Genomic DNA, 15,309 nt, shown 5'->3' on the forward strand with positions numbered 1-15,309 from the left:
ACCTTGACTTTTACCTGGGCAAAAAGTACACCTTAAAAGTAACCAAATAGATACTTAATGGAGAAGTTAACATGCTTAAAATCGACCTGCCCACGCCGCAAGGCTCCATCGCGAATTACCGCCTTGTGACGACGGAAGAACGTTCCTGCGCCATCACTCCCGCGTTTAATCGTATTGCCTACGCCGCAGCACACGTGGTTATCGATCCCCGCCATCAGAGCGCGGACTGGCTGAACAATCCGCGCATTGACTGGGACTCGACGCTGGCCTACCGCCACCATCTGTGGCGACTGGGATTTAATATTGCCGAAGCGATGGACACCGCTCAGCGCGGCATGGGGGTAAGCTGGCATATCGCGCAAGAGCTGATCGTGCGTTCTCTGAAGGAGGCGAAAACCGTACCGGGAGCCGATCTTGCCGCCGGAGTCGGTACCGATCAGCTGGCGGCGGCAGACGCGACAACCCTGGCGCAGGTCATCGCCGCCTATGAAGAGCAGATGGAGCTGGTCGAGAAGCATGACGGTAAAATTATCCTGATGGCCAGCCGGGCCTTAGCCGCGGTGGCAAAATCGCCGCGGGACTACCTTGCCGTGTATAACCGCCTGCTTGAACAAAGCAAAGGCAAAATTATTCTTCACTGGCTGGGAGAGATGTTTGATCCCGCGCTGAGCGGATACTGGGGATCGGCAGATTTCAACGCCGCCGCCGATACCGTGCTTGAGATAATCGGCAACAACGTCGATAAGGTGGAAGGGATCAAGATTTCGCTACTGAGTAAGGAAAAAGAGGTCGCCTTCCGTAAGCGCCTGCCGCCACAGGTTAAAATGTACACCGGCGATGATTTCAACTATCCCGAGCTGATCGCAGGAGAAGATGGCTATTATTCACATGCGCTGTTAGGCATTTTCGATGCCATCGCCCCGGTTGCCGCCGCCGCACTTAACGAACTGGCGCTGGGCAACAGCGGCGAATACTACCGCCTGATGGATCCTACCGTGGCCCTGTCGCGGGAAATCTTCAAGGCGCCGACGCAATATTATAAAGCAGGCATCGTGTTCCTGGCCTGGCTCAACGGCCATCAGCATCATTTCGCGATGGCCGGAGGAATGCAGTCAGCGCGGGAGATTAGCCATTACGCTGAAATTTTCCGTCTCGCCGACCAGGCCGGCCTGCTGCAAAATCCGCCGCTGGCGGCCCGGCGAATGCAAAATCTGCTAACAATTTACGGCCTCTGAGCGCTGAGGCGACGACCCAGAGCCGAGGGCTCTGGGTAAATCACGCCTCTAGCCAAATTCTCGGTGGCGTTGTTTACACATCGCCAGCACCTCATCCGGCTCCCGCTGCCACCAGTTATTCTGCGAAAAGATCTCCACTTCGTGAAAACCCGTATAGCCTAACGCCTCCAGCGCCTGACGACGGCTGCGGATATCAATCACTCCGTCCCCCATCATGCCCCGGTCCAGCAGCATATCCGCAGTCGGTACCAGCCAGTCACAAATATGAAAAGCCAGCAGCCGGCCCGCGCCCGCGCGCTCAATCTGCTGCTGAAACTGCGGATCCCACCAGGTGTGATATAAATCGACCGCGATACCCAGCCCTTCATCACCTAACTGGTCGCACAGATCGTTTGCCTCGGCGAGGGTGTTTACACAGGCGCGTTCGGCGGCATACATCGGATGTAGGGGTTCAATCGCCAGCGGCATGCCGAGCGGGCGCGCGTATTCCAGCAGTTCGCTTAAACCATCGCGCACCTGCTGCCTGGCGGCGGACAAATCCTTCGACCCCGCGGGCAGCCCCCCAACCACCAGCACCAGGCACGGAGCGCCAAGCTCCAGCGCTTCGTCCACTGCCCGTCGGTTATCCAGCGCCTTGTCGCGGCGCTCCTGCGCAGTGCTGCCGGGAAACATCCCCCCGCGGCAATAGCCGCTTAGCGCCAGCTCATAATGCCGGATAAGACGCGCTGACTCTTTTAGCCCCAGCGCCTGGACCTGGTCACGCCACGGCGCAATGCCGCGGATCTCATGCCGGGCGCAGCCTTCGATGATCTGATTAAGCTGCCATTTCTGCCGCACCGTGGCGGTATTAAGAGACAGTTTACGACTGTCGGGTTGATTCATCTCGGCGACCTCGTTGTTTGCTTTGCCTAAAAACGTAAAACCCACCTGAATTGAGCATCAATTTTCTCAACAAAGGATTATAGAAATGAACGTGTTGGGTAAATACGATCGCCATCACATAACCAACTAGTTAGTTATAAATATCAAAGCAGAAAGACAAAGAAAGGGAGCCTGGTGGGCAAGAGAACCTCTGGAGTTGATAACCCAAGGTGGAATACTGTCCGGGGAGGAAAGGCAGACGCCGGGGAGGTCTGCCTGATTTATCGGGGCCGAGGCTACCAGCCGCAGACGTTGGTCTCTTCGTCCGATTCATAGCCGCGGACGATATTAACCAGATCCTTCACCGCATCGGCGGCAATGAGCGGATCCTGTAATTCGACGAGGGTAGCAAATTCTTTATCTACCGATATGCCGTTATTATTATTGGTCACCGACAGAATAAAGCCTTTGCTCTGTTCATTATCCACCGACAGTGAACCAATAAGTTCTGCTACCGCCTGCACCGCAATATCGGGAACATAAAGCGCCATCGGTTTCAGATAGACTTTTGCTTGTTTTTCATCATTGTTGCCGTTAGCAACCGCCAATGAATAGCCTTTATTTTCACTGTTCATAAGTTCAGCTTTATCCCTCTATCAGAATTTTAGGATCGACATAGAAATCCACGTTAAAAACGGTATCTTCCGTCAACGCTTCAATACGGTGCCATTTTTCCGCCGGAAAGACGCCGAACTGTCCGGCCTCTATCGTCATCGTTTCGACAGGCTCAGGGGCGGTTTCATCCGTGTAACCATAATAGCGTATAGCACCCTGCATGACCGCCAGACGAGGGTAAACGCCCTGTCGCGTGCCGGCATCAAGATGTCGCTGCCAGATTGACGCCGGTGCCGTTTCTTTGGTCCATAGCGGAGTTGTGCGGGTATGCACGTAGTGGGTAGGAATAACGATACGCTGCATGATTCGGCCTCTCTTTCCGCACCATTGAGCACGGTCGGGAACGGGGAAATATATTGCATATGATATACCCCTTTTAATCACTGAGGGTATTATTTTTTAAGAAATTTCACCCTACCCCTATTTATACCCAACAAGGATTATCTTTATTTAATATAAGGTCAGGCGGATCGGTATTAACCGACCCGCAGTAAAGAATGCATCCTGAGCTATTTATTACTGACGGTATTCAGCGGCCCCGGTTTACCAATCAGGTAGCCCTGCACCAGGTCGCAGCCTAATTGCTGGAGAGATTTTAACTGCTCATCCGTTTCGACGCCTTCCGCCACGATGCGCATATGTAAGCTTTTACCCATACTGATAATCAGCCGGACAATATCCAAATCATCTTTCTGTGCTGGAATATTAATCACAAATGAGCGATCGATTTTAATCTTATCAAACGGGAAATAACTGAGTCGTGATAATGAGGAATATCCGGTACCGAAATCATCAATAGAAATCTGGATCCCCAGCTCGCGCAGCTGGCTGAGGATTTCTAAAGAGCGCGTGTTTTCATTAAACACATCTGATTCCGTAATTTCCAGGTCAAGGCGGTGCGGATCCAGCCCCGTGTGCTTCAGTACCGCGATAACGGTATCGGTCAACGAGCTGTTGATCAGCTGAACGGGGGATACGTTAACCGACACTTTCAGCGGCGATGACCAGCTCGCCGCTTCCTCACAGGCAGTTTTAAGCACCCACTCCCCGAGCGGATTAATCATGCCAATCTTTTCGGCGACGGGAATAAATATTGTCGGCGGCACCATGCCTCGCACCGGATGGAACCAGCGCACCAGCGCCTCATAGCCATAAATCTCGCCGCTCATCGTATCGGCAATCGGCTGGTAGTAAACGCGGAATTCACCGTTATCGAGCGCCTGCAGCAGGTCGTCCTCAAAGGATTTATTTTCCTGCAGACGCTGGAGCATTCCTGGGCGGAAGATCTGGACGGTGCCCGAACCCTCTTTTTTCGCCTCATAAAGCGCAAGATCGGCGCATTTATATAAATAATCGGTACGGGTTTCCCGGTCAGAGATAACAATCCCGATACAGGCATCGATATTGATCAGCGAATCATAGACCTGATACGGCTGGCTAATCTTTTCGCGGATCACCGTCGCCCGTGCCAGAGCCTGCTCTTCGCTTAAATCACAGGAGACCAGCGCAAACTCATCTCCCCCGAGGCGGTACAGGGTTTCAGAGGTTCTGCGGAAAAAGGAGAGCCGGCTGGCAAGATCCTGCAGCAGCTTATCCCCGGAATCGTGGCCCAGCGTATCGTTAACGTCCTTAAAATTGTCCAGATCGAACAGCATCACCACCGCCGAGCCGTTGTAGGGCCGAACCTGATTGACGATCTCCTGCAGCTTTTGCCAGAAGGAGAGGCGGTTCGGCATCCCGGTCAAGGAGTCATGATACGCGTCGTATTGCAAACGCCGGTTCTGCACCTGGAGCTTCTCTTTTGACGCCTGCAGATCGTTCGCCAGCAGCTTCATGCGGACGTGAGCGCGGCGCAGGTTGTTATTTTGCCGCAGCATTAACAGCCCTAAAGAAATACACATGGTGATCAGCAGAATAGAAATGATCGAATAAATAAAATAGAGATTCTGTATTTTATCGTGGGTCAGGTTAACAATATTAATATCCTGCGCCAGCGACATTGACGCCAGCCCGGTCATCGGGCCATCGAGCGCGCCCATGCGCTGCAAAATCGGCTTTGCCTGCTGCGGGGTGATGGTATCCAGCTGCTTATCAAGCTGATACAGAATCGCGATCAGGCTCTCAATCGTCGCCCGGCGCCCCGCATCCTTACGAATAAACTCGCTCGGCTCCCCCTGCTCTAACGGTTTGATCTGACCCATCATGATCTCCAGACGCAGCCGGACATCATCCCGATCGACCCCTTCAACGCCCAGGGCATAGGAGCCCAGATGCGCTTCCAGCCGCATATACTCAGAGACTATCTGCGCGATTGACCACGAATCGGTGTAGCGGGTCAACTTTTGCAGCTCGCTCTGTCGCTCATGCACCAGATAGGTAATGTATCCGGTGATAACGAAAAGCGACAAAATAATGGCAGTGAGTATTCGATTCAAGATCAAACCCTTAGAGCCTATCCCATTAGGCTGTTTTATTTATCAGTTTGCTCCTGGGCCGAGCCCTAAACCCCGGCGTACGCCTTGATTCCTGAGCCCTACCGGTGTCCAAACCCTTTGCAACAATTACGCCTGGCGGGACAGGCTATTACTCGATAATAATTTTCGAAACCTGCCACGCCGAGCGGGAATAATAGATTTGATTTTGTAAATCAGGACTGCTGTCGTAAGGATAAACAATAAACAGCGGGCCCTTGTCGCGGACGCGCATATATTCACCGTTCATTTTTAAAGCCAAAATAACGGGGAATTTATGGAAATCATCAATCGGCACGACCGTCGTATAGTCATTGAGGGCGATAACCCGCGCCGACTTACCCTTTGCCGCGACTAAGTCCATGAGCTTGCTAAGGGAAACGCCGTCAAAACGGATTTTCCCGGAGTACCACGGGGTGGTGGTTTCGACGGTCTGCATGCCCAGCTTCTCTAATGCCGCGCGGTCAAACACCGCGGTATCGCCTTCATTTGTATTTCCAATAAGGCCGGAAATGGTTAAAACGGGCTTGCCCTCAGGCGCGGGCAGTTTTTCTGCAAATGCATTTGGTAAAACTATGAAACAAAATAAAACTGCGAAAAATAAACGCATTTAACTCACCCTTTCCAGGATTGGAGATTTGTTAATTGTAAACCATTTACAGCAATTCTTAAAAGATGTCATCGGAAGGTTGTGAGCTGTTCAATTAAAAAAGAATCCATAATTTCAGAACCTTCCGATCGCCCGCCGATGGCAGGCCGTAGAATGCACATTTTTTGCCGTTAATGCATGACGATGGGTAAAAATCTTTTCTCTCGCCCGGCGGCGCGGTAGTCTCTTTGATGACGCCGTTAAGAGTGCGTCTCATTCCAATAACGATAACGTAGCAACAGCACAGATTGACAGGACAGGTATGGACTCAACGCTTACATCCCCCCGCCCCGCCGGGGAAGCCCACTCACTTCATCGCGCGCGAAGAGCGGCGTGGGGCAGCTTCGCCGGTGCCGTAGTCGACTGGTACGACTTTTTACTTTACGGCATCACCGCCGCCCTGGTGTTTAACAAGGAGTTTTTCCCGCAGATAGGCCCGGCAATGGGCACGCTGGCGGCCTTTGCCACTTTTGGCGTCGGTTTTCTTTTCCGCCCGCTGGGCGGCATTATTTTCGGCCATTTTGGCGACCGCCTCGGGCGCAAGCGGATGCTGATGATGACCGTCTGGATGATGGGGATCGCCACCGCCTGCATTGGCCTGCTGCCCTCGTTCAATCAAATCGGCTGGTGGGCGCCGGTGCTGCTGGTGCTTCTGCGCGCAATCCAGGGCTTTGCCGTGGGCGGCGAATGGGGCGGCGCGGCGCTGCTGGCCGTAGAAAGCGCGCCAAAGCATAAAAAAGCCTTCTACAGCAGCGGCGTCCAGATTGGCTATGGCGTCGGCCTGCTGCTCGCAACCGGCCTGGTGTCGCTCATCAGCGCCAATACCAGCGACGAACAGTTTTTGAGCTGGGGCTGGCGTCTCCCCTTCCTCTTCAGCGTGGTGCTGGTGCTGGCGGCGCTGTGGATCCGCAACGGCATGAGCGAATCGGCTGAGTTTGAGCATCAGCAGCAGAAAAACATGCCCATCGCGGCGAAAAAGCGCCTGCCGGTCGTCGAAGCGTTATTCCGCCATCCCGGCGCCTTTTTGCTGATTATCGCGCTGCGCCTGTGCGAACTGCTGACGATGTATATCGTGACCGCCTTCGCCCTCAACTACTCCACGCAAAACCTCGGCCTGCCGCGGGAGCTGTTCCTCAACATCGGCCTGCTCGTCGGCGGGATCAGCTGCCTGACCATTCCGTGCTTCGCCTGGCTGGCGGACCGCTTTGGCCGTCGACGCATCTATATTACCGGCGCGCTGATCGGCACCCTGAGCGGCTTCCCGTTCTTTATGGCCCTCGAAAGTCAGTCCTATTTCTGGATCCTGTTCTTCGCGCTAATGCTGGCCAATATCGCCCACGATATGGTGGTTTGCGTGCAGCAGCCGATGTTCACCGAAATGTTCGGCGCCAGCTACCGCTACAGCGGCGCCGGCGTGGGTTACCAGGTCGCCAGCGTCGTCGGAGGCGGCTTTACCCCCTTCATCGCCGCCGCGCTGGTCACCTTCTCCGCAGGCTCCTGGCACAGCGTCGCCATCTATCTGACCGCCGGCTGCCTGCTCTCGGCCATCACGGCCATGTTGATGAAAAAACCTCAGCACGCCTGATAGCGCCAGGGACGGCGGGAGACCGTCGTCCCTAAGGAGACCCCATGTACCAGCACAACAGAGCGGCCTGCTGGCCGCAGCGCTTCATTCATCAACAGCTGCCGCTGCAGTACCACGCTGACCCGACGCTTGCCGAGCTGCCGCTGTTCGAGCGGGCCCGCGGCGGCGAAGCGCTGGCCCAGCTATGGCAGGCCCCGCAGGGATTCGTCGTTCCCGGCAGCTACCGGAAATTTAGCCAGCTCTCCGCCGTTAGCGAACGTTTTGCCGCGCGCGGCTGGCCGGTTTGGCTGCGCCGCTCCGGCGGCGGCCTCGTGCCGCAGGGGCCGGGGATTGTCAATCTCAGCCTTGCCTGGCCGGTCTATCAGCCGCTGGGCGAGGCCGCTGAACCTATCTATCTGATGCTCTGCGGTCTGCTGCAGCGCGCGCTGGCGACCTTTGGCGTCGATGCCCACTTCCAGGCGGTAAGCGGCTCGTTTTGCGACGGACGCTATAACCTCGCCTGCGGTCAGGGGGAGCAGGCGCGTAAAATTGCCGGGACCGCGCAGTACTGGCGGCCGATGGCGGAGGGCCGAGGTCATGTGGTGCTCGCGCATGCGGTGATCCTGATCGATGCCGATCCGATCGCCGCGCATCGGGCGGCCAATGATTTTGAGTCACAGCTGGGCAGCGGGCGGATTTACCACGCGGATAAAACCATCACCCTCGCCCAGCACCTGGCCGGTGAAAAAGATCTGCTTTCCCGCTTCCGCCAGGCGCTGGCGATCGAGCTGCAAAATCTTAGCTGAAGGTACTTTTCAGATAGCGGCTGAAGGTCTCTACCGCCCGCGATACGCGCGGCGCGTAGGGGCGGATGACGTACAGACTCCCGGCAAACACGTCCACCGGCCGCCAGCCGGGCAGCAGCGCCTGTACCTCTGCGCGCGCTATCGCCTCCCGGGCGCTAAAATCGGGCAATAGCGCAATCCCAAGCCCCGACAGCACCGCATCGCGAAGCGATTCGCTGTTATTAGTGGCAAAGGGGCCGCGCACCGGGACGCTCACGCGCTCGGCGCGATCGTCGTCAGATTCAAACGTCCACTGCGGGATTTGCGAACCGCGCGGGTAGGTCAGACACTGGTGATGGCGTAGCGCATCGGGGGACTCCGGGGCGCCAAAGCGGCGGATATACGCCGGGGAGGCAACAATCAGCGTGGTGGTTTGACACAGCGTCCACGCGACGTGGGTATCCGGCAGCGCCTCGCGTCGGCAGTGACGGATCGCGAGGTCAAATCCTTCGCTGGCAAGGGATACCAGCCGGTCGGTGACCTCCAGCTGCAGCTCAAGCTGCGGATGCTGATGCAGAAACGGCGTCATCGCCGGGACCAGCTGCTGGCGCGAAAAGGCAACCGGGGCCGTCACCCGCAGCGTACCGCGCAGCGGCCCCGCCTCATCACGGGTGCCGTTAAAGATATCGCGCAGCTGGCCGAAGGGCGCGTTCAGCTCAGCCACCAGCCTGAGCCCGTCTTCGCTGAGCGTCACACTGCGGGTGGTCCGGTGGACCAGCGTCTTGCCGGTGACCCGCTCCAGCTCGCTTATTTTCTGGCTGACTGCCGATTTACTGACCGCCAGCTTTTCCGCCGCGCGGGTATAGCTCTTCTGCTCTTCCAGCACCGTGAGCCAGTACAAATGGGTCCAGAAAACGTCGGGGCGCGGATCGCTCATCTCGATTGTTCACCTGTAAAAACAATGAATTCAAATATAGCGGTTTTTGCCCGTCGTCACATTAGATAGCATCGGTTTTGCCCACTCATCGTACATAAGACAATAAGGATGACCTGCTATGCCGCTCCTGACATTTGACGTGATCGAAGGTCGCAGTGAAGATGAAATAAAAACGCTGCTCGATGCCGCCCACCGCGCCGTACTGCATGCCTTCAAGGTACCGGAACGCGATCGCTACCAGATTGTTCATGAAAACAAGCCTCACCATATGGTGATTGAGGATACCGGTTTAGGCCTGTCGCGAAGCCACCGGCTGGTGGTAGTGAGGGTGTTCACCAGCCCACGCAGCGAAGAACAAAAACAGCTGTTCTACGCGACGCTGCTCGCCGAACTGCAGGAACACTGCGGGCTGAGCCCCGACGATCTCATGGTTTCGGTGATGAGCAACCAAAAAGGTGACTGGAGTTTTGGCCGCGGCGTGGCGCAGTATCTGACCGGCGAGCTTTAGCCGCTCACCGCCGGCCCTCGCCGACGGCGGCGCTACGCCCTCGGCGCAGCGGCCATGCGCCTGCGCGCCTTTTGTTCAATATTTTCCAGCAGCTCCTGGACGTCATCTTCATCAATATCAAGGAACTGGCCATCGAGCAGCGCGGCGTGAATGTCCTCGCGGGTCACCGACAGCCCCAGCGGAACGACCTTGCTTTTCACCTCTTCCGCCGCCAGCGGGTGCGGATAGCGGCGCCCGACGAGGTTATTAAATACGATCGCCAGCAGGGCCAGCATGGCGGAGTTCAGCAGTACCGGCGTCAGCACGAAGTGATAGCCTTCGCTGTGTACGCCGGCGCCGCCGAGGATGGCCGTCAGGGCCACGGCGCCGCCCGGCGGATGCAGGCAGCGCAGGAAATACATGCCCGCAATCGCCAGCCCGGCCGCCAGCCCGCAGGCCAGCGCAAGGTTGGGCACCAGCACGCCCACGGTCACGCCGATCAGCGCCGACAGCACGTTACCGCCGACAATCGACCACGGCTGCGCCAGCGGACTGCTGGGCACGCCAAACAGCAGCACCGCCGAAGCGCCCATAGGGGCGATAAACCACAGGTTGACTTCGCCCAGCAGCCAGTGGCTGAACATACTGGTGACCGCCAGCCCCGTGCCTGCGCCGATGGAGCCGAGGAGAATATGCTTTCTGGCAACCGGCAGCGCGTGCGGCTTCAGGCGGCCGATAAAAATGCGGATCCGCGAAAACAGCGCGGAAGGTAAAACGCTTAACATTTCACTGCTCACTCACGTCATATAAATTACTTATATTTTATTTTCTTTTTTTAACCATATTTTAACAACCACGCATTTATCATGCCTATTCGCCCTCGCCCTGTCCGGCGGCCAGCCATTGACCCTGGCTATGTGATTTCAGCGTACTGCGCTAGAATCATCCCCGTTCGGAATTTCCCCCACTCTACGGATTGAAGGCATAATACGTTGAATAATAATATTAATTTAGAGAAAGAAGTGGCATGGGCCAGCCAGAACATGCCGCGCACCCTGCGCCAGGTGGCCGCGCTTCCCGACCTGAGCCAGGTACGACTGGCCTGCTGTATGCATCTGGATATGAAAATGATCCCGCTGGTGCAGGGCATCCTGGAAAAGGGCGCGCAGGTCTTTTTAACAACCTGCAACCCAACCACCGTACAGGACGAGGTCGTTAGCTGGCTGGTGGCGCGCGGCGCAGAAGCCAGCGCCTGGCGCGATATGAGCGATGCCGACTGGCGGCAGTCGTGGGAAAAGGCCATCGCCTGGGGGCCGACGCATCTGTGTGAAATGGGGGCCGATATCACCACCCTGCTCCACCAGCGCGGTGAATTTGGCAATATCGTGGCCGGGCTGGAAGCGACCGGTTCCGGCGTCAGCCGGCTGGGCGATATTCGCCCGGGCTATCCGATTTTTAACTGGGACGATCTGCCGGTTAAAGAGGGCCTGCATAACCGCCACATGGTCGGCCTGACAGCATGGCACACCTTCTTCCAGACCACCCACCTCACGCTGCATGAGAAAAAAGTGCTGGTGATCGGCTATGGCCTGGTGGGCCAGGGCGTTGCCGCCGCCGCGAAGGCCTTCGGGGGCCAGGTGATGGTCGCCGAAATCGACCCCGCCCGTCGCCTGCAGGCGGCTTACGACGGCTGGCATGTCGTCGAACTGCAGGACGCCATGGCTTCAGCTGACGTCGTCGCAACGGCAACCGGCGCGAAAAAGGTGGTTAACAGCAGCGCGCTGGATAAAGCGAAAGACGGGGTATTTATCCTTAACGTCGGCCACGTTGCGGAAGAGATTGACTGCGGCTACCTGCGCCAGTTCAGCCATGAAGAGGTGATGCCGTATATCAACGCCTATCAAATGGGCGCTAAAACCCTTTACCTGATGGCCAACGGTTCGATGCTCAACCTGACCGCCGGTTTTGGCGATAGCCTGAACGCCTTTGACGTTACCCTGGCGGTGATGACCAGCGGTATCAACCATATCGTGACCGACGGCATGCAGGCCGAGGCCGAGGTCTATCTGCTGCCGCAGAGCGTGTGGCAAAAAGCGCTGTAGCCCGGATGACAGCAGGGCGCCTGACGGCGCCCTGCTTTGCAGTTTAGCGACTCTCCGGCAGGACGATATTGCTCTCCGCCAGGGTTCCCATCTCGTTAAACACCGTACAGGCCGCCTCCACCAGGTGCATCGCCAGCGCCGCGCCGCTCCCCTCGCCCAGACGCATCCCCATATCCAGATACGGCTCGAGCTGCAGATGCTCAAGCGCAATGCGCGCCCCCTTTTCCGCCGACAGATGGGAGGGGATCAGATAGGGATGAACGGCTGGTGCAATGCGGCAGGCCGCCAGCGCCGATGCGTAGGAGAGGAATCCGTCCAGCACCACCGGCAGCCCGCAGGAGGCGGCACCCAGCATCACGCCGGTCATGCCAACCAGATCGAAACCGCCAACCTTCGCCAGCACCTCGAGGCCATCCTCCGCCCGCGGCTGATTGACGGCAATGGCCCGACGCACCACCTCCGCCTTATGCGCCAGCTGCGATACCGGCAGGTTGGCCCCGATGCCGACGGTTTCCTGCGCATCGCGTCCGGTCAGCACGCTCAGCACCGCCGCCGCCGGCGTGGTGTTCGCCATTCCCAGTTCGCCGACGCCGAACAGCGTCACGCCCTGAGCCGCCAGTTCGCGGGTGTAGGCGATGCTCGAGAGCAGCAGCGCCGTCGCCTGCTCGCGGCTCATCGCCGCCGTTTGCGCAATATTGCCGCTGCCTCGCGCGACTTTCAGGTCGACAAGACCGGGGATCGGATCAGCGTCGATCCCAACGTCAACCACCCGAACTTTTGCCCCCGTCTGCGCCGCCAGGACGCAAACGCCGGTGTTTTGCCGGGTCATGTTTCTCGCCTGAATCGCGGTAATTGCCTGGGGCGAGATAGCCACACCCTCGTGCCAGACGCCGTGATCGGCGCACATCACCACGATGGCTTTTTCTGCCAGCCGCAGCCGGCCTTTCAGCCCCGGCATGCCGGCAAGCTGCACCGCCAGCGCCTCCAGGCGGCCGAGGCTGCCGGGCGGTTTTAATAAACCATCAAGATGCTGCTGCGCCTGGGCCATCGCCGCCCGATCCGGCTGCGGAATGTCGGCAATGAGGGCCGAAAGTGTGTCCATGATGTTCCTCGTAGCGCTTAAAGGGAGCGGACCGTTGCGCCCGTATTCTCTGCGTTCGGGCCAGCAGCCTGCGTTATACGGCGGTTCGCCATACGGAAGAAAGGAGTCGTTCAGAGGGAATGCCGGGGATAACTCCCGGCGACGAGAACCGCCGCCGGGCAGGGTCGAGGAGATTACTCTTCGACCTTCGCTTCGCCGATAACTTTCAGCTTTTTGGAGATGTCGCGGCGCTCTTTAGAGAGTTCAGCATTTTTGATGATGTAATCATCAACGCGATCTTCGTAATCGCTCTTCATGCTGGCAATGATGCCCTGGATAGCTTCAACGCTCATGCCCGGTTTGATGTAATCGCTGAGGTTGTCCAGCAGCAGTACGCGCTTTTGGTTATCGCGGATCTTTTTCTCAACGTCCTGAATTTCACGCTGCAGCTTGTTCTTACGACGATACAGACGAACAAACTCCAGTACGTCCTGGAAAGAAGGCTTAGTTGTTTCCATTTTTATACCCCTAATATTTGAGATTCGGATTCGCTAAAGCGACTGCAATATAGGGCTAACATAACTGTTAGCAGCCGCTGATGACAATGTTTTTTCCTTTAGGGTTATCATACCCCTAAATGTTGCTGAATCGAAGCAACCTGTGGTCGTTCTCGCGCATCTGGCTTTTATTTACGCAACGCCCGACAGATCAAATTCGACAGCAGCTCAAGCTGGCGCGCCAGCTCTATCGTCAGCCAGACGTAGCCGTGTATCGGCGTTTCCGAGAGGTTTTCGCCCGGATGCTCTCTAATAAGCTGACGCAGTTCGGCGACGATTTCATTAAGCTTTTCAGTATTGGCGCGGATCGGCTGCGGGTTACCTTCATAGAGGGCGTGGGCGATGGTCAGCAGCGTTTGCTGGGTCATCTGCTGAGTTTCGCGCAGCGTACGGGAATTTAGCATCACAAAGTGCCCCGGTCGAGAGCCCCAGTAAGCGTTGACCTGCAGCTCAAGCATACAGACCAGGTTACGGCTGACGGTCTGAATCGCCTCGAAAATGGCCTTCTGGATATGGGTCTCTTTACTTGCCGGCGTAATCAGTCCGCGCATTTTTACCACGTCGTTGAGGACTTTTTGCAGGTGCTTTTCCAGCCGCGGACGCTCGACCAGGTTTGGTGAGATCCCGGCCTGATACAGGCGATTAAGGGCAGTAACGTAATTTGCCATCTGGATACGCCAGTGCAGAAACGCCCGCTGCGGCCAGATACCGGTAAACAGCATCGCCAGCAGGGAACCGAAGATAACGTCGCCGCTTCGCCACAGCGCGGTGTTCATGTCTCCCGGCGGCGCCCCTACCACCACCGCCAGCGTAATGCCGATCAGCAGCGCCTGATAGGGCTTTTTCCCTAAGGCCAGCCAGCCGCAGAGGAACATCGCCGCCGCGCACCACAGCACCATCACGGGTAGGGAGATAAGCTCCAGCTTGAGCGCCACCAGCCCCAGCGCAGAACCGAGGATGGTGCCGCCGATCCGCTGAAACGCGCGCGGCACCACGTTGCCCCAGAACGATATCGGCCCCATCACCACCACCAGCGTAATCAGCGGCCAGGTGCCTTCCGGTACCTTCAGCAGCCGTACCAGTAAAAAAGTGAGAACAAAAGCCAGCGCGATGCGAATGCCATGCACGATTCGGTAATGTCGATACAGGCGAATTTCGAAAGGCTTAAGTGATTTATCAGCGCGCACGACTCTCTCCGCTAAGAAGAAAAGGCCGATTGTAACTGTTTTTTCACCGCACGCCTCACGCTAATGTAAGAAACCTTGTACATCTCGGGGATAAGCGCCTACCTGCCGATGTGCTCAACCGGCACGTACATTTCGATATCCCAGTAGCCGTCGTGATTGCCGTCGTTAAGATAGCGCTCAAAGCAGGGTTTTGCCGCCAGCTGATACTCTTTACTTTGCAGCAGGCTTGCAAAGAACTGCAGCCAGGGCGTGGAGAAATCATGATTCAGCACCCGCGCGCTGGCAAAAGCGTACTCCCCACCGGCGATCTCGGTGAGGATCGTCCCTTCGCTATTGGCAGGAATGACGAAGTCGTCATCCACCGTAACCACGGTGTCGCAGCGCAGCTTCTCTGCCGGAACCTGCTCCGGGTTGTCGTAATAGACGGCGATCCACTCCCGGGCCGGGATCTGGCGGCTGCTGACCCACGCCGACAGCTGCTCAAAGCCCTGCTTAACGGTCTGTTCCCAGGGCCCAACCATATGAAAACCGGCGATTTTACGCGCGCCGACGGACTTAACGCTGTAGTTCATATTGCCTCCGCGATTGATTGAAACACTGTATAAATATACATGCAATGTAGCAGGCAGCCAAAAAACAGTATGTGCGCGGATTCACAGAGTCGCCATTGGCCGGCGTTGAAAAAATGATTCAGGAAGCCGGCACGCAGAACGGTTAC

At 57.0% G+C, this 15,309-nt stretch carries 16 protein-coding genes; 5 read left to right on the forward strand and 11 right to left on the reverse strand.

Features of this window, described 5'->3' with window-relative positions; translation table 11 throughout:
* The first annotated feature begins 71 nt into the window (after positions 1–71).
* Positions 72–1,235: a dihydrodipicolinate synthase family protein gene (locus EDF75_RS09740; protein ID WP_133598869.1), complete on the forward strand. Its 1,164-nt coding sequence runs from the start codon at positions 72–74 to the stop codon at positions 1,233–1,235.
* A gap of 48 nt (positions 1,236–1,283) precedes the next feature.
* Here EDF75_RS09740 and EDF75_RS09745 read toward each other — a convergent pair whose 3' ends face one another.
* From EDF75_RS09745 to EDF75_RS09765, 5 genes are all read right to left on the reverse strand, one after another.
* Entirely contained in the window at positions 1,284–2,117 is an 834-nt protein-coding gene (locus EDF75_RS09745; protein ID WP_133598871.1) for a sugar phosphate isomerase/epimerase family protein, read from the reverse strand.
* Positions 2,118–2,392: 275 nt separating this feature from the next.
* A complete protein-coding gene (locus EDF75_RS09750; RefSeq protein ID WP_133598873.1) occupies positions 2,393–2,731 on the reverse strand; it encodes a DUF1869 domain-containing protein in 339 nt (112 codons plus the stop codon).
* 10 nt (positions 2,732–2,741) lie between these two features.
* Positions 2,742–3,074, reverse strand: coding sequence for a TehB family protein (locus EDF75_RS09755; RefSeq protein ID WP_041146340.1), 333 nt, complete (start codon positions 3,072–3,074; stop codon positions 2,742–2,744).
* Between the two features lie 206 nt (positions 3,075–3,280).
* Positions 3,281–5,206 carry a putative bifunctional diguanylate cyclase/phosphodiesterase gene (locus EDF75_RS09760; protein WP_133598875.1) on the reverse strand — a complete coding sequence of 642 codons (1,926 nt, stop codon included), beginning with the start codon at positions 5,204–5,206 and terminating at the stop codon, positions 3,281–3,283.
* Positions 5,207–5,354: 148 nt separating this feature from the next.
* Positions 5,355–5,852 carry a putative pterin-binding protein gene (locus EDF75_RS09765; RefSeq protein WP_045859463.1) on the reverse strand — a complete coding sequence of 166 codons (498 nt, stop codon included), beginning with the start codon at positions 5,850–5,852 and terminating at the stop codon, positions 5,355–5,357.
* Between the two features lie 301 nt (positions 5,853–6,153).
* On the opposite strand from EDF75_RS09765, the gene shiA reads away from it, so the two are divergent.
* On the forward strand, positions 6,154–7,476 hold the full coding sequence (gene shiA / locus EDF75_RS09770; protein ID WP_133598877.1) for a shikimate transporter: 1,323 nt from the start codon (positions 6,154–6,156) through the stop codon (positions 7,474–7,476).
* A gap of 44 nt (positions 7,477–7,520) precedes the next feature.
* A complete protein-coding gene (locus tag EDF75_RS09775) occupies positions 7,521–8,261 on the forward strand; it encodes a lipoyl protein ligase domain-containing protein (protein ID WP_133598879.1) in 741 nt (246 codons plus the stop codon).
* On the opposite strand, the gene EDF75_RS09780 is transcribed toward EDF75_RS09775, so the two are convergent.
* Positions 8,254–9,177 carry a LysR family transcriptional regulator gene (locus EDF75_RS09780; protein WP_133598881.1) on the reverse strand — a complete coding sequence of 308 codons (924 nt, stop codon included), beginning with the start codon at positions 9,175–9,177 and terminating at the stop codon, positions 8,254–8,256. The genes EDF75_RS09775 and EDF75_RS09780 overlap by 8 nt on opposite strands.
* 118 nt (positions 9,178–9,295) lie before the next feature.
* Between EDF75_RS09780 and EDF75_RS09785 the strand changes: the two genes are divergently transcribed.
* Positions 9,296–9,685, forward strand: coding sequence for a tautomerase family protein (locus EDF75_RS09785; RefSeq protein ID WP_133598883.1), 390 nt, complete (start codon positions 9,296–9,298; stop codon positions 9,683–9,685).
* A gap of 32 nt (positions 9,686–9,717) precedes the next feature.
* Here the strand turns inward: EDF75_RS09785 and EDF75_RS09790 are convergent, their stop codons facing one another.
* Complete coding sequence (locus tag EDF75_RS09790) at positions 9,718–10,449, reverse strand: HPP family protein (RefSeq protein ID WP_123709227.1); 732 nt, start codon at positions 10,447–10,449, stop codon at positions 9,718–9,720.
* Between the two features lie 207 nt (positions 10,450–10,656).
* On the opposite strand from EDF75_RS09790, the gene EDF75_RS09795 reads away from it, so the two are divergent.
* Entirely contained in the window at positions 10,657–11,766 is a 1,110-nt protein-coding gene (locus EDF75_RS09795) for an adenosylhomocysteinase (RefSeq protein WP_133598885.1), read from the forward strand.
* 43 nt (positions 11,767–11,809) lie between these two features.
* On the opposite strand, the gene cobT is transcribed toward EDF75_RS09795, so the two are convergent.
* From cobT to sbmC, 4 genes are all read right to left on the reverse strand, one after another.
* Positions 11,810–12,868, reverse strand: a complete 1,059-nt coding sequence (gene cobT, locus EDF75_RS09800; protein WP_133598887.1) for a nicotinate-nucleotide--dimethylbenzimidazole phosphoribosyltransferase — start codon at positions 12,866–12,868, stop codon at positions 11,810–11,812.
* Between the two features lie 173 nt (positions 12,869–13,041).
* Entirely contained in the window at positions 13,042–13,365 is a 324-nt protein-coding gene (locus tag EDF75_RS09805) for a DUF496 family protein (protein WP_041146350.1), read from the reverse strand.
* Between the two features lie 167 nt (positions 13,366–13,532).
* Positions 13,533–14,591: an FUSC family protein gene (locus tag EDF75_RS09810; protein ID WP_133598889.1), complete on the reverse strand. Its 1,059-nt coding sequence runs from the start codon at positions 14,589–14,591 to the stop codon at positions 13,533–13,535.
* Between the two features lie 98 nt (positions 14,592–14,689).
* Positions 14,690–15,163: a DNA gyrase inhibitor SbmC gene (gene sbmC / locus EDF75_RS09815; protein ID WP_133598891.1), complete on the reverse strand. Its 474-nt coding sequence runs from the start codon at positions 15,161–15,163 to the stop codon at positions 14,690–14,692.
* Between the last annotated feature and the right edge of the window lie 146 nt (positions 15,164–15,309).

Source organism: Klebsiella sp. BIGb0149 (assembly GCF_004362605.1).
Classification (GTDB): Bacteria; Pseudomonadota; Gammaproteobacteria; order Enterobacterales; family Enterobacteriaceae; genus Klebsiella; species Klebsiella terrigena.